The following is a 22,162-nucleotide window of genomic DNA, read 5'->3' on the forward strand; positions in this document are numbered from 1 at the left end:
TTGACCAACCCCTTCGGCTTCGATTGCGCATCAGTCTGGCAGGAGGGGTTTTTCTTTGGTCCGTCATTTACGTTTGCTTGTCTTCCTCTTCCTCATCGGAGTCTGGGTCGTCAGTCGAATCGTCATCGTCTGATTCGGTCGCAGCGATCATCAGCTCGCTATGCACGCCTTGCCCGTTCAGGGCCTGTTTTTCATGGTCCTGACATTCTGCCCACGCCACCGCCGACGTGCCGAGGGACAGCATCACCAAAACCTTAAGCAACAACACAACGCGTTGAAAAATACTCATAGCCGATTCCATCCTTTCTTGGGTGACACGTGGATGCCTGAAAGGTACTGAGTGAAATTTAGTTCCGATTGACCGGGTTCTCCAGATAGGACGCTACCGGGTAGCAGAAAATGTCGTTGGCGAAGAGATTGGTTTTGAATAAACCTTATATCCAAACCCACTAACGATGATGATTCCATGTGGGAGCGGGCTTGCTCGCGAAGGCGTCGGGTCAGTCGACATCAATGTTGAATGAAAGGCCGCTTTCGCGAGCAAGCCCGCTCCCACAGTTGACCGAGGTGGCACAAAAAAAGCCCCGAGGCTTACGCATCGGGGCTTTGGGGGTTACGGCTCAGCGCTTAGTGATGCTCACGCGTCGCACGGAATTTCACATCCGGCCAGCGCTCTTCCATCAACGCCAGATTGACCCGGGTCGGGGCCAGGTAGGTCAGGTGACCACCGCCATCGACCGCAAGGTTTTCCACGGCCTTGACCCGGAATTCCTCAAACTTCTTCTTATCGTCGCAATCAATCCAGCGCGCGGAATAAACGGTGATCGGCTCGTAAGAGCACTCGACCTTGTATTCCTCTTTCAAACGGCTGGCGACCACATCGAACTGCAGCACACCGACGGCGCCGAGGATGATGTCGTTGCTGCGCTCGGGGAAGAACACCTGAGTGGCGCCTTCTTCGGCCAATTGCTGCAGGCCCTGACGCAGTTGCTTGGATTTCAGCGGATCACGCAGACGCACGCGACGGAACAGTTCCGGGGCGAAGTGCGGGATGCCGGTGAAGCCCAGGACTTCGCCCTCGGTGAAGGTGTCGCCGATTTGGATGGTGCCGTGGTTGTGCAGGCCGATGATGTCGCCGGCAAACGCTTCTTCCAGCTGCTCACGCTCAGAGGAGAAGAACGTCAGCGCATCGCCGATCCGCACGTCTTTGCCGGTGCGCACGTGGCGCATTTTCATACCTTTTTCGTACTTGCCGGAGCAGATACGCATGAAGGCAATGCGGTCGCGGTGTTTCGGGTCCATGTTCGCCTGGATCTTGAACACGAAGCCTGCGAATTTCTCTTCAACCGGTTCCACGGTGCGCTCGTTGGCGACACGGGCCAGCGGTTTCGGCGCCCAGTTGACCACGGCGTCGAGCACGTGATCGACACCGAAGTTGCCCAATGCAGTACCGAAGAATACCGGTGTCAGTTGGCCGTCGAGGAATTCCTGTTGATTGAATTCGTGGCAGGCGCCCTGCACCAGTTCCAGCTGTTCGACGAAGCGATCGTACTCATCGCCCAAGTGCGCGCGGGCTTCATCGGAGTCAAGCTTCTCGATGATTTTCACGTCGGTGCGCTCGTGGCCGTGACCAGCGGTGTAGACGATGATGTAGTCGTCGGCGAGGTGATAAACACCCTTGAAATCGCGGTAGCAACCGATCGGCCAGGTGATCGGCGCAGCCTTGATTTTCAGGACCGCTTCGATTTCGTCGAGCAGTTCGATCGGGTCGCGAATGTCACGGTCGAGTTTGTTGATGAAGCTGACGATCGGCGTGTCACGCAGACGACAGACGTCCATCAGCGCGATGGTCCGTGGCTCTACGCCCTTACCGCCGTCGAGGACCATCAATGCCGAGTCCACTGCCGTCAGAGTGCGGTAGGTATCTTCGGAGAAGTCTTCGTGGCCCGGGGTGTCGAGCAGGTTGATCATGTGATCGCGATACGGGAACTGCATGACCGACGTGGTAATCGAGATACCACGCTGCTTTTCCATTTCCATCCAGTCGGAGGTGGCATGGCGGTCGGATTTACGCGACTTCACCGTGCCAGCAATCGCAATCGCCTTGCCCATCAGCAAGAGCTTCTCGGTGATGGTGGTCTTACCGGCATCGGGGTGGGAAATAATGGCGAAAGTGCGGCGTTTCGCGACTTCGGCGGCCTGTTTGGTCATGGGAAATCGCCTGGCAGGTGATTCAAAAAGGGCCGCGATTATAGCCCAACTTCATCGAATAACCGAACCGTTGAGCACATTAGGGGTGGCCAAATGCTGCTTCAGATGGGAACCTTTCGGAGCGTGGAGGCGTCCACTCCCCTGTTACGGCTATTCGTCAGGGTTGAAAAATCAGCAAGTTAGCCTGACGAGGCTGCGCTTATGGCTCGATTTCATGCGGTTTCACGAGCATGAAGAGCTGCTTCTCGCGAACGTTGATTTCCCGGCAGCCAGGAATGGCATGCCACACGGGACTGCGTCCGCCGACTGAAAAAAGGAGTCCGCCTGTGGCTATTCGCTATGGCAAAGGGCTGATAGGAGGTGCGGTTGTCGTCGCCCTTCTGGCCCTGCTGGTCCACTGGATTGGCATCAACACGATCGAACAGTACCGCGACGATTTGTTGTTTTACCTGCAAGCTCATCTGATTCTCGTCCTCGTTTCCATGCTGGCCGCCCTTGTAGTGGGCATACCCGCCGGTATCTTCCTCAGCCGCCCGACCATGGTTGGACGCGCCGAACGCTTCATGCAGATCTTCAACATCGGCAACACCGTGCCGCCTCTCGCCGTATTGGCCATCGCCCTGGGGATCCTCGGCATTGGCAGCGGTCCTGCGATTTTCGCTTTGTTCCTCGCCTCACTGTTGCCGATTGTGCGCAACACCTATGAAGGTCTGAAAAACGTTCAGGGTTCACTCAAGGAAGCGGCCGTTGGCATCGGCATGACACCGACTCAGGTGCTATGGCGGGTCGAACTGCCGAACGCCGTGCCGATCATCATCGGTGGTGTGCGCGTGGCGCTGGCGATCAATGTCGGTACCGCACCGCTGGCGTTCCTGATCGGCGCCAACAGTCTGGGCAGCCTGATTTTCCCCGGCATCGCCCTGAACAATCAGCCGCAACTGCTGCTCGGCGCGGCATGCACCGCCCTGCTGGCCTTGCTGCTCGACGGCCTGGTGACACTCGCCAGCCGCCTCTGGCTCGAACGCGGCTTGCGCCCGTCTTAAGCCTCGGCAAAGGAATTTTTATGAAGAAATTAAGCTTTTTAATAGGCTGCGTTCTGCTGTTCGCAGGATTTGCCCAAGCCGCTGAAAAACCCGTTATCCGCATCGGCGCCCGGGTGTTCACCGAACAAACCCTGCTGGCGGAAATCACCTCCCAATACCTGCGCACCAAGGGTTACGACACCCAAGTGACCGGCGGTCTGGGCAGCAACCTGGCCCGCAGCGCCCACGAAAGTGGTCAGCTGGATTTGATGTGGGAATACACCGGCGTGTCGCTGGTGGCTTACAACCATGTCACTGACAAGCTCGACAGCGCTCAGTCCTACGCCCGGGTGAAAGAACTCGACGCGAAAAAAGGTCTGGTCTGGCTCACCCCTTCGAAGTTCAGCAACACCTACGCCCTGGCCCTGCCGGAAAACACCGCGAAGGCTTACCCACAGATCAACACCATGAGCGAGCTGAACACGGTGCTGCAGGCTGAGGCGAAGACCAATCACCTCGTCGCTCTGGACACCGAGTTTGCCAACCGTTCCGACGGTCTGGCCGGCATGGTCGATCTCTATGGCATGAACCTGACCCGCAACAACATTCGCCAGATGGATGCCGGGTTGGTCTACACCGCGCTGCGCAATGGCCAGGTGTTTGCCGGTCTGGTCTACACCACTGACGGTCGTTTGAACGCCTTCAAGCTCAAATTGCTGGAAGACGACAAACATTACTTCCCGGACTACACCGCCGCGCCGGTGGTGCGTCAGGTCTACCTCGACGCCCACCCGAAACTCGCCGAAGAGCTCAAGCCACTGGCCCAACTGTTCGACGACGCCACCATGCGCCAGCTGAACGCGCGGGTCGATGTCGATCATGAAAGCCCTTCATCCGTTGCTGCAGACTTCCTGCGCCAGCACCCCATCAACTGAGGAGGAAAAGCCATGGAATTTTTGAACGCCTTTTCCCATCTCGATTGGCCGCAGGTTTTGCACCTGACCTGGCAGCACATCACCCTGGTTGGCATCGCCGTGACCCTGGCGATTCTGGTCGGCGTGCCGCTGGGCATCCTGATGACCCGTTTCCCGACACTGGCCGGCCCCTTGCAAGCCAGCGCCACGGTGCTGCTGACCGTGCCGTCGATTGCGCTGTTCGGCCTGTTGCTGCCGTTCTATTCCAAATTCGGCCAGGGCCTCGGCCCGATGCCGGCGATCACCGCAGTGTTTCTGTACTCGCTGCTGCCGATTATGCGTAACACCTATTTGGCGCTGACCGGCGTCGAACCGGGCATTCGCGAAGCAGCGCGTGGCATCGGCATGACCTTCGGCCAGCGCCTGCGCATGGTCGAATTGCCCATCGCCGTGCCGGTGATCCTCGCCGGTGTGCGCACCGCCGTGGTGATGAATATCGGTGTGATGACCATCGCCGCGACCATCGGCGCCGGTGGCCTCGGTGTACTCATTCTCGCTTCCATCAGCCGCAGCGACATGTCGATGCTGATTGTCGGCGCCGTGCTGGTCAGTCTCCTGGCCATCTTCGCCGACCTGCTTCTGCAATGGCTGCAACGCACGCTGACTCCAAAAGGACTCCTGAAATGATCGAACTTCAAAACCTCAGCAAGACCTTCCAAAGCAACGGCAAAGATGTGAAAGCCGTGGATTCGGTAAGCCTGACCGTCAATGAAGGCGAAATCTGTGTGTTCCTGGGGCCATCGGGCTGCGGCAAAAGCACCACGCTGAAGATGATCAACCGCCTGATCAAGCCAACCTCGGGCAAGATCCTGATCAACGGCGAAGACACTACTGACCTCGACGCCGTGACCCTGCGCCGTAACATCGGTTATGTGATCCAGCAGATCGGTCTGTTCCCGAACATGACCATCGAGGAAAACATCACCATCGTTCCGCGCCTGCTCGGCTGGGACAAACAGAAATGCCACGACCGCGCCCGCGAGTTGATGAGCATGATCAAGCTCGAACCCAAGCAGTATCTGACTCGCTATCCGCGTGAACTATCCGGTGGCCAGCAGCAACGGATCGGCGTGATTCGTGCTCTGGCGGCGGATGCGCCGTTGTTGCTGATGGACGAACCGTTCGGCGCGGTCGACCCGATCAACCGCGAGATGATCCAGAACGAATTCTTCGAGATGCAACGGGCGCTGAACAAGACTGTGATCATGGTCAGCCACGACATCGACGAAGCGATCAAGCTTGGCGACAAGATTGCGATTTTCCGTGCGGGCAAACTGCTGCAGATCGATCACCCGGACACCCTGCTGGCGCACCCGGCGGACGACTTTGTCAGCAACTTCGTCGGCCAGGACAGCACCCTCAAGCGTCTGTTGCTGGTGAAAGCCGAAGATGCGGCGGACAACGCGCCATCGGTAAGCCCGGGAACTCCGGTGGCCGAGGCGCTGGAATTGATGGACGAACTGGACCGTCGCTACGTGGTGGTTACCTGCGCCGAGAACAAGGCCTTGGGCTACGTGCGCCGTCGCGACCTGCACCGCCAGACCGGCACTTGCGCGCAATACCTGCGCGAGTTTAATGCCACCGCGGTGTACGACGAGCATTTGCGCATCCTGCTGTCGCGCATGTACGAGTTCAACCGCTCGTGGCTGCCGGTGATGGATGCCGAGCGGGTGTTCCTGGGTGAGGTGACTCAGGAATCGATTGCCGAGTACTTGAGCTCTGGTAAGTCCCGTGGGGGCAAGACCAGTATTGTTTCGCCAGCCGAGACTGCTGTCGCCTGATCTGTCTGAGGCTTAAGTGCTTTTGTGGCGAGGGAGCTTGCTCCCGCTCGGCTGCGAAGCAGTCGTAAAGTCAGCCGATGCGGTTCGCCCGAAGAACCGCATCGGCTGATTTTAGGGCCGCTCCGCGACCCAGCGGGAGCAAGCTCCCTCGCCACAAAGGCAATGCAAATCCCTCCAAAATTCCTCATTCGGGGAACATCACACTGTCATGCAGGTCGGTTACATCAGTAGCTGTCCGGGACCGCACGACGGAAGCGTGCAAAAACGCGACATTTTTTGTTGATCTCGAGCTCCTCACGCCCTAAAGTTCGCGCCGAACGTCCATGCTGGAAACGATCCATCCGGCTCAAGTACTGACGACGAGACAGCAAGGCCAAGGGAAAGCACCGCCTCCCGTGGCCTTTTTGCTTTCGGCGACATGCCTTGGGAAGTAGGCGAACCAAAGTGGGGATACGGAGGGCGTTCAGGAGGGTGTGTCATCAATGAGTTCACGAGTGCGCCGGAGTCTGCTTTTGCGCAGGGCAAGGCGCGAGGACCGAAGTTTGGTTGTTCCAAATAAGGGACGAGTAACGCAGCCCTGCGCAAAAGCAGGCCCGGCCCTCCGGGTTGTGCCTGAGCGCGCGCCATGCTGCGTTGCAGGCCTTGCGAAGGGAATAACCATTAGCGGCGTCCTGCGCCTTGCCTGGCACGCGCTCAGGCGACAACGCACTCGCGAACTCATTGATGACACACCCTCGCACCCATTGATAATTTCAGTTTGCCAGTAGGAGTTCCCAGCATGTCGATCAACGTCGAAGACTATTTCGCGCGCGATACCTTCCAGAAAATGAAGGCTTTCGCCGACAAACAAGAAACCCCGTTCGTGGTGATCGACACCGCGATGATCAGCCAGGCCTACGACGACCTGCGCGCCGGTTTCGAATTCGCCAAGGTCTACTACGCAGTCAAGGCCAACCCGGCCGTTGAAATCATCGACCTGCTCAAAGAGAAAGGCTCGAACTTCGACATCGCCTCGATCTACGAGCTCGATAAAGTGATGAACCAGGGCGTCGGCCCGGATCGCATCAGCTACGGCAACACCATCAAGAAATCCAAAGACATTCGCTACTTCTACGACAAGGGCGTGCGTCTGTACGCTACCGACTCCGAAGCCGACCTGCGCAACATCGCCAAGGCGGCTCCCGGCTCGAAAGTCTATGTGCGTATCCTGACTGAAGGCTCGACCACCGCCGACTGGCCACTGTCGCGTAAATTCGGCTGCCAGACCGACATGGCCATGGACCTGCTGATCCTCGCTCGCGACCTGGGTCTGGTGCCGTACGGTATTTCCTTCCACGTCGGTTCGCAGCAGCGCGACATCAGCGTCTGGGACGCGGCGATCGCCAAGGTCAAAGTGATCTTCGAGCGTCTGAAAGAAGAAGACGGCATCCACCTGAAGTTGATCAACATGGGTGGTGGCTTCCCGGCCAACTACATCACCCGCACCAACAGCCTGGAAACCTACGCCGAAGAAATCATCCGCTTCCTCAAGGAAGACTTCGGCGACGACCTGCCGGAAATCATCCTGGAGCCGGGCCGTTCGCTGATCGCCAACGCCGGCATTCTGGTCAGTGAAGTGGTGCTGGTGGCGCGTAAATCCCGTACCGCCGTCGAGCGCTGGGTGTACACGGATGTGGGCAAATTCTCTGGCCTGATCGAAACCATGGACGAAGCCATCAAGTTCCCGATCTGGACCGAGAAGAAAGGCGAGATGGAAGAAGTGGTCATCGCCGGCCCGACTTGCGACAGCGCCGATATCATGTACGAGAACTACAAGTACGGTTTGCCGTTGAACCTGGCGATCGGTGATCGTTTGTACTGGTTGTCGACGGGTGCTTACACCACCAGTTACAGCGCGGTTGAATTCAATGGCTTCCCGCCGCTGAAGTCGTTCTACGTGTAAAAATCACGCGCAGAAATGAAAAAGCCCATGACGTGTCATGGGCTTTTTTGTGTCTGAAATACGCCTCGGGAAACCCGCATTTTTCCCGTAGGAGCTGCCGAAGGCTGCGATCTTTTGATCTTGCTCTTAAAAGCAAAGGATCGCAGCCTTCGGCAGCTCCTACGGGTTCAGCTCGGCGCAGCGTAGCGTGTAGTCTTCGGCCAACTTACGAATTTGCGGATTCACCGCGTTCAACAGCGCCTTGCTCGCCACCCGCAAAAAATTCAGATTCCCGCCGTCCAGTGCCTTGTGCAGCCAACCCAGCGCCTCGTCGATCTTGCCTTCATCCGCCAACACCGCTGCATAACTGAACTGCCCACGAAAATCCCCGCCGACCGCCGAGCGTCGATACCAGTCACGAGCAGCTTGTGGAGCAGCCAGGCAACCCCGCCCCTCTTCCAGATAACGCCCCAGCAGGTTCATCGACTTTGCGTGGCCCAATTCAGCTGCCCGCCGATACAGATTCAGCGCTTGCACCTGATCCTCGATCACCCCACGACCAGTAGCCAGCAGATTGGCGTAGTTGTACATCGCCCAATCCAGTCCGGCTTCAGCGGCAACACGATAATGCCCCGCGGCTATCGAAGCATCGGCGGTGCAACCCCAGCCATGTTCATGGCAACGACCTAACATGTTGCGCGCCATAAGATGTCCATGCTGAGCGGCAATCTCGAACCAGCGCACAGCCAGTGGCTGATCCTGCTCAATCCCTCGCCCGTCCAGAAGGATCTGCCCGAGCAATGCCTGAGCATCGAGCACGCCTTTACGGGCCGCGATCAGAATCGCCTGGGCCGCGCGCGCCGGGCTTTCTTCGAGCATGGCTTTGAGGCGGTCGCCGTCGAGAATTTCCTCGCGGTGCAACCGAAAGTCCGTCACTTACACCTCGACCCAGCGACGCAACAGGTTGTGATAGGTGCCGGTCAGGCAGATCAATGAAGGATGGTCGGGCATGTCCTGGGTCAGTTGCTGAATCGCCCCGTCCATCTCGAACAGCAAGGCGCGCTGGCTGTCTTCACGCACCAGGCTTTGCGTCCAGAAAAACGAGGCGTAACGGGTGCCGCGCGTAACGGCGTTGACCTTGTGCAAGCTAGTGCCGGGATACAGGACCATGTCGCCGGCGGGCAATTTCACGCGCTGGGTGCCGAAGGTGTCCTGGATTTCCAGTTCGCCGCCGTCGTAATCCTCCGGTTCACTGAAGAACAGCGTCGCCGACAGGTCAGTGCGCACTCGCTCGATGCTGCCCTTGGGTTGACGCACGGCGTTGTCGATGTGGAAGTCAAAACTGCCACCGGCCGTGTAACAGTTCAGTAACGGCGGGAAGACCTTGTGCGGTAATGCCGCCGACATGAACTGCGGATTTTTCCACAATCGCTCGAGCATCGCCGCGCCGATTTCCTTGGCCAACGGATGCCCTTCCGGCAGTTGCAGATTGTGCTTGGCCTTGGCCGACTGGTAACCGGCGGTGATTTTGCCATCGGCCCAATCCGCCTGCGTCAGGGCCTCGCGAATGCGCTGCACTTCTTCTTTCGCGAACACGCCGGGAATGTGCAGCAACATGGAAAGACACCTGAAGGCAAAGGGGCTCTAATGGTATTGATTCTTATTGCCTGTGTAAAACCCGTAGGACGAATGAAACGGCAAAAACCGTAAAGGTAAATTGTAAAGAATGTAAATTTGTCGCGAATAATAACGTTTCGCAATTGATACAAATACGTGTTTACCCTATATTCCGCGGCCTCAAATCCTAGGGGAGGGGAATTCACATGTCACGCCAACAACTACAATCAACGGTCAGTTCACCGCGTTTGCTCGCGTCTGCAATTGGCCTGGCGATCACTGCCGGCTCTGCGGGCCATATGGTTTTCGCGGCCGAAAAGACTGACGAGAAAGCGCCCAACAATGCGATTTCCCTGGACGCGACCAGCGTTGTGGGCGAGCAGAATGACACCTCCTACAAGACCGATACTTCGGCCTCCAAGAAGTACACCGCGCCACTGCGCGAGACGCCGAAAAGCGTCACCGTGATCCCGCAACAAGTGATTCGCGACACCGGCGCCACCAGCCTGGTCGACGCCTTGCGCACCACTCCAGGCATCACCTTCGGTGCCGGCGAGGGCGGTAATCCGGCCGGCGATCGTCCGATCATTCGCGGCTTCAACGCCGAAAGTGACACGTTTGTCGATGGCATGCGCGACCCGGCGTCCCAGAGCCGCGAGATCTTCAACGTTGAATCGATCGAAGTCAGCAAGGGCCCGGGGTCGGCCTTCACCGGCGCCGGTTCCACCGGTGGCAGCCTGAACCTGGTGAGCAAGACCCCCAAGCTGGGCAATTCCTACAACGGCGGCTTCACCTGGGGCTCGGACCAGACCAAGCGCACCACCCTTGATCTGAACCAGCAGATGACCGACACCTCGGCCTTGCGCCTGAACCTGATGAAGCACGAAGCCAACGTCGCCGGCCGCGATACCGTGGACGTCAGCCGCTGGGGTGTGGCGCCGTCCTTCGCCTTCGGCCTGGGCACCGATACCCGTTTGACCGTCGGTTACTACCACGTCGAAACCGACGACATGCCCGACTACGGCATCCCGTTGACCTTGAGCCCCAACCGTAGCAAGCATCAGGTCGACAAGCCGGCCAATGTTGACCGCGACAACTTCTACGGCCTCACCGGTCGCGACTTTCGCCAGACCACCAATGACAGCGGCACCCTCAAGATCGAACACGATCTGAATGAAGACCTGACCGTATCGAACAGCTTCCGCATGTCCCGTTCGACCCTGGACTACATCGTCACCAACCCGGACGACAGCAAGGGCAACGTGGTCAATGGCAACGTTTACCGTGGCGCGAAGAGCCGTAACTCGACGTCCAGCGGCTGGATCAACCAGACCGACCTTAGCGCCAAGTTCAACACCGGCTCCATCGAGCACAGCCTGGTGACCGGCCTGGAGTTTTCCTATCAGGACACCCACAACCGCCCGTACACCCTGACTTCCACCGCCAGCGGCACCCGATGCAACGGCGCCCTGTTCACCTCCGGCGACTGCACCAGCCTGTACAACCCGACGCCTGGGGATAACTGGAACGGCACGATCACCGACAGCACCGCGTTCACTGACACCGACACCAAAACCGCCGCAGCCTACGTGTTCGATACCCTGAAGTTCAACGAGCAATGGTCCCTGAACCTGGGTCTGCGTTATGACAACTACCAGGTCGAATCCAGCGGCCACGCCAACGCCAGCAGCACAGCGCCAGCGAACGATTTCTCCCGTGCGAACACCAGCGACCTGGTGAACTACCAGATCGGCGTGGTCTACAACCCGTTGCCTAATGGCAGCATCTACGCGGCCTATTCGACCTCCAGCAACCCGGCCGGCGAAACCAGCGGCAACGGTGGCCTGGAACTGGCAGCGAACAATGCCAGTCTGGATCCGGAAAAGAACCGCAACTACGAAATCGGCACCAAGTGGGACTTCTTCGGTGACGATCTGTCGCTGACCGCCGCACTGTTCCGTACCGAGAAAACCAACGCGCGAATCAACGATCCGGACGGCGGCACCACGCAAGTGCTGGACGGCGAACAGCAGGTCAATGGCCTGGAATTGAGCTATGCCGGCAAGCTGACCCGTAACTGGAGAGTCTTCGGCGGCTACACCTACATGGACAGCGAAGTGGTCAAAACCACCCTCGCCGCCGATGAAGGCAACCACATGCCAAGCACCCCACGTAACAACTTCACGTTCTGGTCGACCTACGATCTGGTGCCGGACAAGTTGACCATCGGTGCCGGTGCGACCTTCGTCGATTCCCAGTTCGGCAACGTCGCCAACTCGGTGGAGATCCCGTCCTACTGGCGTTACGACGCGATGGCCAGCTACCGTCTGACCAAGAACGTCGACCTGCAGCTCAACGTACAGAACCTGACCGACAAGCGTTACTTCGACCAGATACTCCAGAACCACTACGCCCACGTGGCGGCGGGCCGTACCGCCCTGCTGAGTGCCAACTTCCACTTCTGATCACAGAAGCGTGAAGGCCAAAGCTCTAAGGCAAAAGCCCCGTTCATCGAAGTGAACGGGGCTTTTGCCTGTAAAAAAGAATCCTTCTCGACAACTCACGGCATAATGCGCGCCGTGATGATGACTTTTGAACGAACAAGGCGAGCGACGTGTTGAAGAAATCCCTGTTCCAGTTGCACTGGTTTTTCGGCATCAGCGCCGGACTGGTCCTGGCCCTGATGGGCATCACCGGGGCGACGGTATCGTTCCAGGATGAAATCCTGCGAGCGTTGAACCCCTCTGTGCTGCACGTCGAGAAGCAGATTGCCGGCGTACTGCCGCCTGCCGAGCTGGTAGAGAAAATCGAAGGCGCTTCGGGCAAGACAGTCTCGATGCTCTGGGTCGAGACCGACAGCGGCAACGCCGCGCGGGTGATCTTCACCGCGCCACCCGGTGAACGTCGCGGGCCGATGCGCTACTTCGACCCGTACACCGGCGAGTTCATGGGCGACGTCACGGGCCAGGATTTCTTTGGCCTGATGCTGCAACTGCACCGGGTCCTGGCCATGGGCGATATCGGCCGGCAGATCACCGGCGCCTGTACGCTGATTCTGGTGTTCTTCTGTCTGTCCGGCCTGTACCTGCGCTGGCCGCGTCAGTGGAAAAACTGGCGCGCCTGGCTGACCCTGGACTGGAATAAAAAGGGTCGCAGCTTCAACTGGGATCTGCATTCGGTGGCCGGTACCTGGTGCCTGGTGTTCTACCTTTTGGCGGCGCTGACCGGGCTGTCCTGGTCGTACGAGTGGTACAACAAGGGCCTGACCCGGCTGCTTTCCGATTCGCCGCAAAACGAACGAGTGCGCAGTGGTCGCGGTCCTGCGCCAAGCGGCCCGGCCCCCACTGCCGATTACGCCGCGATATGGAGCAGCATCTACAGCGCCGCCGGCCCTGGGCTTTCGTCCTACAACGTTCGTATGCCGCCCGTGGCCGGGCAACCGGCAACCGTGTTCTACCTGCTGAAGAATTCACCCCACGACCGCGCGCTGAACCAGATCACCCTCGATCCGGCGACCGGCATCGTCAGCCGTCATGACCGCTACAGCGACAAGAGCCTCAAGGCGCAGCTGCTGACCAGTATTTATGCGCTGCACGTCGGCAGCTATTTCGGGATTATCGGGCGCATTATCCTGACGATCGCCGCGCTGAGCATGCCGCTGTTTTTCGTCACTGGCTGGTTGCTGTACCTGGACCGTCGACGCAAGAAACGTCAGATCAAGGACGCCCGCAAAGGCCTCGCGCAACCGGGCAGCGACGCGCCGGCATGGCTGATCGGCTTCGCCAGCCAGAGCGGGTTCGCCGAACAGCTCGCCTGGCAGACCGCCGGGCAATTGCAGGCCGCCGGGTTACCGGTGAAGGTTCAACCGTTGGCCAATGTCAGCGAACAGGACCTGCAGGATTCCAGCAACGCGCTGTTTGTGGTCAGCACCTTTGGCGACGGTGAGGCACCTGACAGCGCTCGAGGATTCGAACGCAAAGTGCTGGGCCGTGCGTTGAGCTTCGACAGCCTTAACTATGCCGTGCTCGGCCTCGGTGACCGCCAGTATCAACACTTCTGCGGCTTCGCCCGCCGCTTGCACACTTGGTTGGGCGAGCACGGCGGCAAGACCCTGTTCGCCCCGGTGGAGGTCGACAGCGGCGATCCTTACGCCCTGCGCCACTGGCAACAGCAACTCGGTCTGCTGACGGGTCAGGCGCCGGTAGATACCTGGCAAGCGCCAAGCTACGACAACTGGACCCTGACCCGTCGCGAATTGATGAACCCGGACAGCAGCGGTTCACCCGTGTATTTGCTCGGCCTCAGCGCCCCCACCACCAGCAGCTGGCTGGCCGGGGATCTGGTGGAAGTACTGCCGCGCAATTGTCCGTGGGCCATCGAGCATTTCCTCGACGGCCTGGGGATTGACGGTCGGGCCACGGTTGAGTTCGATGGCCTGTCGCAAACGCTGGAACAAGCTCTGGCCAGCCGCCAACTGCCCGAGAACCGCGCCCATCTGGTCGGCCTGCACGCGCAAGCGCTGGCGGACGCCCTGGTGCCGTTGGCCATGCGCGAATACTCCATCGCCTCGATCGCCGCCGACGGCGTGCTGGAGTTGATCGTGCGTCAGGAATTGCACGCCGACGGCAGCCTGGGCGTCGGTTCCGGCTGGTTGACCGAACACGCGCCCGTGGGTAGCAGCATCAGTTTGCGGGTACGCCGCAACAGTGGTTTCCATCTACCGAACGAACCGGTGCCGATGATCCTGCTGGGCAACGGCACCGGGCTGGCCGGGTTGCGCAGTTTGCTCAAAGCACGGATTGCCGACGGGCAGCAGCGTCACTGGCTGCTGTTCGGCGAGCGTAATCGCGAGCATGACTACCTGTGCCGCGCAGAGCTTGAGGAATGGTTGACTGCCGGAGATCTGGAACGACTGGACCTGGCGTTTTCCCGAGATCAGGCCGAGAAAATCTATGTGCAGGATCGCCTGCGCAAGTCGGCCGACGAGTTGAAAAAATGGCTGGCCGATGGCGCCGTGATTTACATCTGCGGCAGTTTGCAGGGGATGGCTTCAGGGGTGGATCACGCGCTCAACGAATTGCTCGGCATTGAAGAGGTCGACCGCCTGATCGAACAAGGCCGCTACCGCCGCGACGTCTACTGACACCGCACAATCAATGTGGGAGCGAGCCTGCTCGCGATTACGGTCTGACAGCCAACTTATTTGTTGAATGTAAAACCGTCATCGCGAGCAGGCTCGCTCCCACATTGGTTTGATATCGTTCATGAAAAGCGTGCGGTCCTCAAACCGGCTGCAACTTGCGCTCAAACACCCCCACCCCATCCAGATCCCGCAACACCACACTCATCTCCCCCGTCTGCCCGTCGATATTCACCTCGCCAAAAAACTGAAACCCGGCAAACGGCGAGGTGTTCTGCGCCGATGGTGCTTTCTCGAACACCACTTCGGGGCCGAAGGTTTTATCCAGCGCATTCGGCCCGAAGCTCCCCGCATTCAGCGGCCCTGCGACAAACTCCCAGAACGGTTCGAAGTCCTGAAACGCCGCGCGGTCGGGGTGGTAATGGTGCGCGGCGCAGTAATGCACATCCGCCGTGAGGAATACGAAATTACGCACCTGCTGCGCCCGCAGAAAACCGAGCAATTCAGCGATTTCCACTTCGCGGCCCTGAGCCGGGCCAGGGTCACCATTGGCCACCGCTTCCCACCGCGCCACACCGGGGCTGACTTCACCGTCGGGTACGCCGAGGCCGATGGGCATGTCGGCGGCGATGACTTTCCATTGCGCCTGGGAGCCTTTCAATTCGCGTTTGAGCCAGTCCAATTGTTCTCGACCGAGAAACGGTTTGGCGGCACCAAGGTTGTCGTCATTGGCTTCGCGATAACTGCGCATGTCGAGCACGAACACATCAAGCATCGGCCCATAACTCAGCTTGCGATAAATCCGCCCGCCGTCATCGGCACTCTGCAAGCGCATCGGCGCGTATTCCAGCCAGGCCTGGCGCGCACGGCCGACCAGGCTGTGGATATCTTTGCTCTTGTAGCGCTCATCCAGTTGCTTGCCCGGCGACCAGTTGTTCACCACTTCGTGGTCGTCCCACTGCCAGATTTGCGGGACCTCGGCGTTGAAGCGGCGGATGTTTTCGTCCATCAGGTTGTAGCGATAATTGCCGCGATAGTCGTCGAGGGTTTCGGCGACTTTGCTCTTGGCTTCGCTGGTGAGGTTGCGCCACACCCGGCCACTTTCGGTGGTCAGTTGCGCCGGCACCAGGCCGTCGGCGTAGATGGTGTCGCCGCTGTGGATAAAAAAGTCCGGCAGGCGCAGACGCATGGCTTCGTAGATGCGCATGCCGCCGATGTCCGGGTTGATGCCGAAGCCCTGGCCGACAGTGTCGCCACTCCAGACAAACCGAATATTCCGTCGGGCGGTGGGCACACTGCGCAGATGACCGAACCAGGGCTCACTGGCGACACCGCTCTGGGCGTCTTCGAAAGTCACGCGGTAGAAAATCGCCTGATCGGCGGGCAGGCCAGTGAGCTCGACCCGGGCGGTGAAGTCGGTGCGGGCATCGGCCAATGGCGAGACGAATCGACGAGGGTTACTGAACAGGCTGCGGGTGTCCCATTCCACCACCATCCGCGCCGCACGGTCGCTACGGCTCCAGATCATCGCCCGGTCACCCAACAGGTCGCCGGACTGCACGCCATCGGTGAGTTGCGGTCGATCCTTGACCGAAGCAATCACCGCAGGGGCCAGGCTGGGCATCAACAGCCCAGCGCCAACGACCTGCATGACACGACGACGGCTGAGGTCGAATTCGCTCATGGTGTTCTCCCTGAAAAAGGAAAACTTAAGCATGGCCGTGTGAATCAGGTATGACACAACAATCAGGCAACACCACAAATCCTTGTGGGAGCGAGCCTGCTCGCGATGCGGTCTGACAGCCAACATCAATGTTGAATGTGCTGACCTCATCGCGAGCAGGCTCGCTCCCACAGGGTTTGGCGTCTTTTGCTTTTAAGCGTTGGCCGGTTCCAACGCCAGCTCCACCGTTTCGGGCCGCTTGAGCAGCGCATACGTCACCGCCGTCAGCAGACTCCCGGCCACGATCGCCAGCAGATACAACAGCGCATGGTTGATCGCATTCGGGATCAGCATCACGAACAACCCACCGTGCGGTGCCATGAGTTTGCAGCCGAAGTACATCGACAACGCGCCGGTCAGCGCACCGCCGGCGATGCTTGCCGGAATCACCCGTAGCGGGTCTTTCGCTGCAAACGGAATCGCCCCCTCGGAGATAAAGCACAGCCCCAGCACCAGCGCCGCTTTACCGGCCTCGCGCTCAGTCTGAGCGAACTTGCGCCGGGCAATGAACGTGGCGATGCCCAGGCCAATCGGCGGCACCATGCCGGCGGCCATGGTCGCGGCCATCGGTGCATAACTTTGCGACGCCAGCAGCCCCACCGAAAACGCATAAGCCGCTTTGTTGATCGGCCCGCCGAGGTCGACGCACATCATGCCGCCCAGCAGCACACCGAGCAGGATGGCGTTGGTGGTGCCCATGCTGTCGAGGAAGTGCGTGAGCCCTGCAAGCATCCCGGCCACCGGTTTGCCGACCACGTAGATCATCACCAGACCGGTAAACAGGCTCGCCAGCAACGGAATGATCAGGATCGGCTTCAGCGCCTCGAGGCTCTGCGGCAAACGCGCATAACGGTTGATCGCCTGGGCCGCATAGCCGGCGATGAAACCGGCAATGATCCCGCCGATGAAACCGGCGCCCAGGGTGCTCGCCAGCAAACCACCGATCATCCCCGGCGCCAGGCCCGGGCGGTCAGCGATCGAGTAGGCGATGTAGCCCGCCAGCAGCGGCACCATCAGTTTGAACGCGGTCTCGCCGCCGATCTGCATCAGCGCGGCCGCGAGCGTGCCTTCCTCCTTGAACGCGGTGATGCCGAACACGAAGGACAAGGCGATCATCAGACCGCCCGCCACCACCATCGGCAACATGAACGAGACACCGGTCAGCAGGTGTTTGTAGATGCCGGTCTTCTCTTGCTTGGCCGGGCCTTTGGCGCCGGTCGAAGCGCTTTCCTGTTTGCCTTCGGCCAAGGCCTTGTTCAGCGTCGCTTCGGCCTGTTTCAGCGCAATGCCGGTGCCGCAGCGGTAGATTTTCTTGCCGGCGAACCGCTCGGTGGCGACTTCGATGTCTGCCGCCAATAGCACCACATCGGCATCGGCAATCGCCTCTGCGCTGAGTGGATTACGAGCGCCGACCGAGCCCTGGGTTTCCACTTGCAGGTCGTAGCCCAAGCGCTTGGCCGCTTGTTGTAAGGCTTCGGCGGCCATGAAGGTGTGGGCGACGCCGGTCGGGCACGCGGTGACAGCCACCAGGCGTGGCGCATGTTTAACCACGGCAGCCGGCTCGGCGACGGCTTCGGGCGCGACGTAAACCTCGGCCTCCTCCACCCCGCGACGCAGCACCGCTTCGACATCTTGCAGGGCCTGGGCCGGGGTGCTCTGGAACACGCGTTTGCCGACGAACCGCGACATATCTACCGGCGCGCTGGTAACCAGCAACACCCACTCGGCGGCTTCGATGGTGGCGGCCGACAGTTGACGTTCCGGATGGGCCGCATCAACGACTTCGACACTGGTGCTCCAGCCCTGACGCTGGGCCGCTGCATCAAGCAGACGAGCGCACAGCACACTGGTGACCATGCCGTTCGGGCAGGCCGTAACAATGGCTAACTTCATTGCAAACCCTCTTATTGTTCTGTCAGGGGGCGCAGGCGCACGCCCTGTTCGAGGTGCGCCAGTTGCGCGGCGTCACCGATACCAAAACCGATCTGGGTAACGGCCATGGCGGCAATCGCGGTGGCAGTGCGCAAGGTTTGTTCGGGCGTGTCGGCACTGAGCAAACCGTGCAGCATGCCCGCCAGCAGCGAGTCCCCCGCACCGACGGTACTAACCACGCTGACCTTGGGCGGCGTGGCATGCATGGCCGAGCCGACACTGAACCAGTTCACCCCATCGGCACCGTCGGAAATCACCACGTGCTCGATACCATGTGCATGCAAACGGCTCGCCGCCTCGGCTTGGGCGCCCACGGAAACCACCTCGCAACCCAGCGCTTCAGCCAATTCTTCGGTGTTGGGTTTGATCAGCCATGGACCGGCCGCCAGACCTGCGCGCAAGGCTTCACCGCTGGTGTCGAGCGCCACTTTCAAACCGCGTTTTTTCAAGCGCTGGATCAACTCCCGCAACCACTGAGGATTCACGCCACGGGGCAAACTACCGGCCACGACGACCGCGTCATGCCCGGGAGCAATCTGGTCGAGACGATCGAGCAAAGCCTGCTGCGCCGCTTCACTGACCCTCGGCCCCGGGCCGTTGATGTCGGTGATGCGCCCATCGCTTTCCGCCAGTTTGATGTTGCTGCGGGTCTCGCCGGGGACGCGGACAAACGCGTCGGTAAAACCGCGTTTGGCGAACAGGGTTTCGAACGCCTGAAGGTTGTCTTCCCCGAGAAAACCGCTGACGGTCAGCTGATGCCCGAGGTCGGCCAGCACCTGCGCCACGTTCACGCCTTTGCCGGCGGCGTGGGTGTGCATTTCGTCGCTGCGATTGACCTGACCGGGGGTAAGTAGCGGCAATTGAACCGTGAGGTCCAGCGCCGGGTTAAGGGTCAGGGTTAAGATCTTGGCCATTACAGGGCCTCCACTAATGCGCGGACTTCGTTCGCGCTGCCCACGGCCAGGGCCTGTTGGGCAAGGGTTTGAGTCTGGGTCAGGCTGAGTTCACGAATGCGCGCCTTGACCTCGGCAATGCTGCGGCCCGACACGCTCAACTCATCCACACCCAGGCCCACCAGCACCGGTACCGCCAGCGGATCGGCCGCCAGCTCACCGCACACGCCGACCCACTTGCCATGAGCATGAGCCGCACGCACGGTGATGTCGATCAGTTGCAGCACCGCCGGATGCAAGCCATCAGCCTGGGCCGACAAGGTCGGATGACCACGGTCGATGGCCAAGGTGTATTGCGTCAGGTCGTTGGTGCCGACACTAAAGAAATCCACTTCCTTGGCCAGCACCGGCGCCAGCAACGCGGCCGACGGCACTTCGATCATGATCCCCAGTTGCAGGTCCGCCACCGGGATTTCCAGACGCAGACGTTCGGTCATGTCCCGAGCCTGACGCCACTCATCGACGCTGCCGACCATCGGGAACATGATCCGCAATGGACGGTTGTCTGCCGCTCGCAACAAGGCGCGCAACTGCGCTTCCATGACCTGCGGACGTTGCAGGGTCAGGCGAATGCCACGCACGCCGAGGAACGGGTTTTCTTCTTTCGCGATCGGCCAGTACGGCAGCGGTTTGTCACCACCGACGTCAAGGGTGCGCACCACCAACGGTCGACCGGCCAGGCCATCGAGGACGCGACGGTATTCGACTTCCTGAGTCGCCTCGTCCGGCGCTTGCGAGTGGGCCATGAAAATCAGCTCGGTGCGCAGCAGGCCAATGCCTTCGGCACCCTGCTCCACCGCACTGGTGACGCCGGCGCTTTCACCGATATTGGCGAACACTTCCACCGCGTGGCCGTCGGTGGTCAGCGCCGGTTGATGGCGTTGTTCGGCAGCGGCTTTCAAGCGCAGTTCGCGGGTGTCGCGTTCTTCGGTGGCGCGCTGCAAAGTCGCGGCATCGGCGTCCACGTGCAGGCGACCGCGTTGGCCATCGATCAACAACGGTGTGCCCGGTTTCAGCAGCAACACGGCGGCACCGGCGCCCACCAGCGCTGGAATACCGAGGGCACGAGCGACGATGGCGCTGTGGGCCGTGGCGCCACCGCGAGCGGTGAGGATACCGGCGACGCGCGTCGGATCGAGACGCGCCACGTCGGACGGGCCGACTTCGTCCATCACCAGAATGTATGGCTGCTCTGGCTCGGCCGGGGTTTCGACGCCACTCAATTGCGCCAGCACCCGACGGCCAATGTCGCGCAAGTCGGCGGCACGTTCGGCGAGCAAGGCGTCCTGCAGCGATTCCTGTTGTTTGGCGGCCGCTTCAATCACCGCCATCCACGCCGCTTCGGCGCTTTCGCCTTGCTTGAGACGGGTGTCGACTTCGTCGGTCAGTTCCGGATCGTCGAGCATTTCCTGGTGGGTGATGAAAATCTCGCGAATCGCTTTGGCCTTGCTGCGCTCGATCAGGCCTTCGATGTCGCGACGCACATCCGCCAACGCTTGCTTGAGACGTTCGCGCTCGATGGCGGCAGACTCACCGCGCAGCGGGTAATCGATAACTTGCAGCACTTGAATATGCGCCGGGCCGATGGCGATCCCCGGCGCGGCAGCAATCGCCTGAATCAAACTGCCGGAGGCCGGTGCAAGCAGCACTTCAGCAACATCGGCGATCACTTCGCGCTGTTGGCTCACTGCCGGCAGCGGCTCGACTTCTTCACCGAGGCCTTCTTCGATGGCCGCCAGCAAGGCCGGCAAGGCGTCGGCAGCGATAGTGGGTTCGGCGATGAATTCCAGCACCTGACCGCGACGGGCGCCGAGGCTGAGCAGCTTGCTCAAACTCTTCACCGACACCGCGCTGTCGTGGCCATCGACGATACGCACGCGGATTTCGCCTTCAAAACTTTTCGCCAGTTGCGCGAGGATCTTCGCCGGACGCGCATGCAAACCGTGGGCGTTGGCCAGGGCAATGCGTGCGCTCGGCCAATCCGCCGGCACTTCACCGCCGAGGACTTCCAGCACCGCGCGGCTGCTGGTGGCTCGGCCCAATTCATGACCACGGCCTTCGATCAGCAGCGCGCAAAGACGTTCGAGCAGCGCCTGATGGGCTTCACCGAGGCTGGCCAGGCAGAACAGCCCGCTCAACGGCTGACCGAGGTAGCGCATGGGTTTGTCCGGGGTAACGAATGCCAGGCCCGGACGCTTCACCGTTTGTTCACTGTGCAGCCACCACAGGCCATCGCCCAGCGGCAGCGCGTCGACCTGCTGCAAGACACCGGCAAAACCGTTGCTCACGCAATCGGCCTGACGCAGCAAGCGAGCACCGCGCCAGACCAGTTCTTCGAAATCATCAGCGGAAACACCGAGGCCGATCATCTGTGCGTCCAGCGCCAGTTCCTGCGGCGCGCCTTGCAGCAGTTTCAACAAGGCTTCGGCGGAACTGGCGCGGCGCAGGGCCTGGCCCAGATCGGTTTCACCGAGGGCGCGGGTCAGCAGTTGCAGCAGGCGCAGGTGTTCATCGGATTTGGCGGCGATACCAATCGCCAGATAAACGATCTGGCCATCGCCCCAGTCCACGCCGTCAGGAAACTGCATCAGCCGCACGCCGGTGGCGAACACCTGATCACGGGTTTCCGGGGTGCCGTGTGGGATGGCAATACCTTGGCCGAGAAAGGTCGAGCCCTGGACTTCCCGGGCCTGCAAGCCCGCGAGGTAACCGTCGGCCACCAGGCCATCGGTCACGAGCCGGTCAGCGAGTAATTGCAGGGCGGTGGCTTTATCCACAGCCGACTGGCCCATGGATATCTGCTCTATGGTGAGCTCGAGCATGCTTTCTCCTTTTTGGCGCCGTATGACGCCAGGTATTGTTTTGATTGATTCAGCTTAAGCCTTTGG

The 22,162-nt window shown here is 60.3% G+C and carries 15 protein-coding genes; 7 read left to right on the plus strand and 8 right to left on the minus strand.

The features are described from left to right. Nucleotides 1–67 precede the first annotated feature (67 nt). On the minus strand, nucleotides 68–289 hold the full coding sequence (locus BK662_RS00950; protein WP_123355939.1) for a hypothetical protein: 222 nt from the start codon (nucleotides 287–289) through the stop codon (nucleotides 68–70). A 338-nt stretch (nucleotides 290–627) separates the two neighbouring features. Continuing rightward, nucleotides 628–2,211 (minus strand): peptide chain release factor 3, encoded by a 1,584-nt coding sequence (locus BK662_RS00955; RefSeq protein ID WP_123355941.1) that lies wholly within the window; start codon nucleotides 2,209–2,211, stop codon nucleotides 628–630. Nucleotides 2,212–2,537: 326 nt separating this feature from the next. Here BK662_RS00955 and BK662_RS00960 point away from each other — a divergent pair, with 326 nt between their 5' ends. The 5 genes from BK662_RS00960 (at nucleotide 2,538) to BK662_RS00980 (ending at nucleotide 7,930) form a co-directional block, all read left to right on the plus strand. Then, nucleotides 2,538–3,254 (plus strand): ABC transporter permease, encoded by a 717-nt coding sequence (locus tag BK662_RS00960; protein WP_007900385.1) that lies wholly within the window; start codon nucleotides 2,538–2,540, stop codon nucleotides 3,252–3,254. Between the two features lie 20 nt (nucleotides 3,255–3,274). Continuing rightward, a complete protein-coding gene (locus tag BK662_RS00965; RefSeq protein WP_123355943.1) occupies nucleotides 3,275–4,168 on the plus strand; it encodes a glycine betaine ABC transporter substrate-binding protein in 894 nt (297 codons plus the stop codon). A 12-nt stretch (nucleotides 4,169–4,180) separates the two neighbouring features. Next, nucleotides 4,181–4,834, plus strand: a complete 654-nt coding sequence (locus BK662_RS00970; RefSeq protein ID WP_007900392.1) for an ABC transporter permease — start codon at nucleotides 4,181–4,183, stop codon at nucleotides 4,832–4,834. Beyond that, complete coding sequence (locus BK662_RS00975; protein WP_052965622.1) at nucleotides 4,831–5,988, plus strand: osmoprotectant ABC transporter ATP-binding protein OsmV; 1,158 nt, start codon at nucleotides 4,831–4,833, stop codon at nucleotides 5,986–5,988. The genes BK662_RS00970 and BK662_RS00975 overlap by 4 nt, the downstream gene beginning before the upstream one ends. Nucleotides 5,989–6,766: 778 nt before the next feature. Continuing rightward, nucleotides 6,767–7,930, plus strand: a complete 1,164-nt coding sequence (locus tag BK662_RS00980) for a type III PLP-dependent enzyme (RefSeq protein ID WP_123355945.1) — start codon at nucleotides 6,767–6,769, stop codon at nucleotides 7,928–7,930. Nucleotides 7,931–8,089: 159 nt separating this feature from the next. On the opposite strand, the gene BK662_RS00985 is transcribed toward BK662_RS00980, so the two are convergent. Together BK662_RS00985 and BK662_RS00990 are read right to left on the minus strand one after the other, a co-directional pair. Further along, nucleotides 8,090–8,788, minus strand: coding sequence for a tetratricopeptide repeat protein (locus tag BK662_RS00985; protein ID WP_123356108.1), 699 nt, complete (start codon nucleotides 8,786–8,788; stop codon nucleotides 8,090–8,092). Nucleotides 8,789–8,845: 57 nt separating this feature from the next. Further along, the gene (locus BK662_RS00990) at nucleotides 8,846–9,526 is read right to left on the minus strand and encodes a Fe2+-dependent dioxygenase (protein ID WP_123355947.1); all 681 of its coding nucleotides are present in this window, start codon (nucleotides 9,524–9,526) and stop codon (nucleotides 8,846–8,848) included. 206 nt (nucleotides 9,527–9,732) lie between these two features. Here BK662_RS00990 and BK662_RS00995 point away from each other — a divergent pair, with 206 nt between their 5' ends. Continuing rightward, nucleotides 9,733–11,991, plus strand: coding sequence for a TonB-dependent receptor (locus tag BK662_RS00995; protein WP_123355949.1), 2,259 nt, complete (start codon nucleotides 9,733–9,735; stop codon nucleotides 11,989–11,991). A 149-nt stretch (nucleotides 11,992–12,140) separates the two neighbouring features. Then, nucleotides 12,141–14,669, plus strand: a complete 2,529-nt coding sequence (locus BK662_RS01000; RefSeq protein WP_123355951.1) for a PepSY domain-containing protein — start codon at nucleotides 12,141–12,143, stop codon at nucleotides 14,667–14,669. Nucleotides 14,670–14,808: 139 nt separating this feature from the next. Here the strand turns inward: BK662_RS01000 and BK662_RS01005 are convergent, their stop codons facing one another. From BK662_RS01005 to ptsP, 4 genes are all read right to left on the minus strand, one after another. Next, nucleotides 14,809–16,350 carry an alkaline phosphatase D family protein gene (locus tag BK662_RS01005; RefSeq protein WP_123355953.1) on the minus strand — a complete coding sequence of 514 codons (1,542 nt, stop codon included), beginning with the start codon at nucleotides 16,348–16,350 and terminating at the stop codon, nucleotides 14,809–14,811. 192 nt (nucleotides 16,351–16,542) lie between these two features. Further along, entirely contained in the window at nucleotides 16,543–18,282 is a 1,740-nt protein-coding gene (locus BK662_RS01010) for a PTS fructose-like transporter subunit IIB (RefSeq protein ID WP_123355955.1), read from the minus strand. Nucleotides 18,283–18,293: 11 nt separating this feature from the next. Next, nucleotides 18,294–19,235: a 1-phosphofructokinase gene (gene pfkB, locus BK662_RS01015; RefSeq protein WP_123355957.1), complete on the minus strand. Its 942-nt coding sequence runs from the start codon at nucleotides 19,233–19,235 to the stop codon at nucleotides 18,294–18,296. Continuing rightward, nucleotides 19,235–22,096 (minus strand): phosphoenolpyruvate--protein phosphotransferase, encoded by a 2,862-nt coding sequence (ptsP, locus tag BK662_RS01020; RefSeq protein WP_123355959.1) that lies wholly within the window; start codon nucleotides 22,094–22,096, stop codon nucleotides 19,235–19,237. The genes pfkB and ptsP overlap by 1 nt, the downstream gene beginning before the upstream one ends. Nucleotides 22,097–22,162: the final 66 nt, after the last annotated feature.

The sequence above is a fragment of the Pseudomonas frederiksbergensis genome (assembly GCF_003732275.1).
GTDB classification, from domain to species: domain Bacteria; phylum Pseudomonadota; class Gammaproteobacteria; order Pseudomonadales; family Pseudomonadaceae; genus Aquipseudomonas; species Aquipseudomonas frederiksbergensis_H.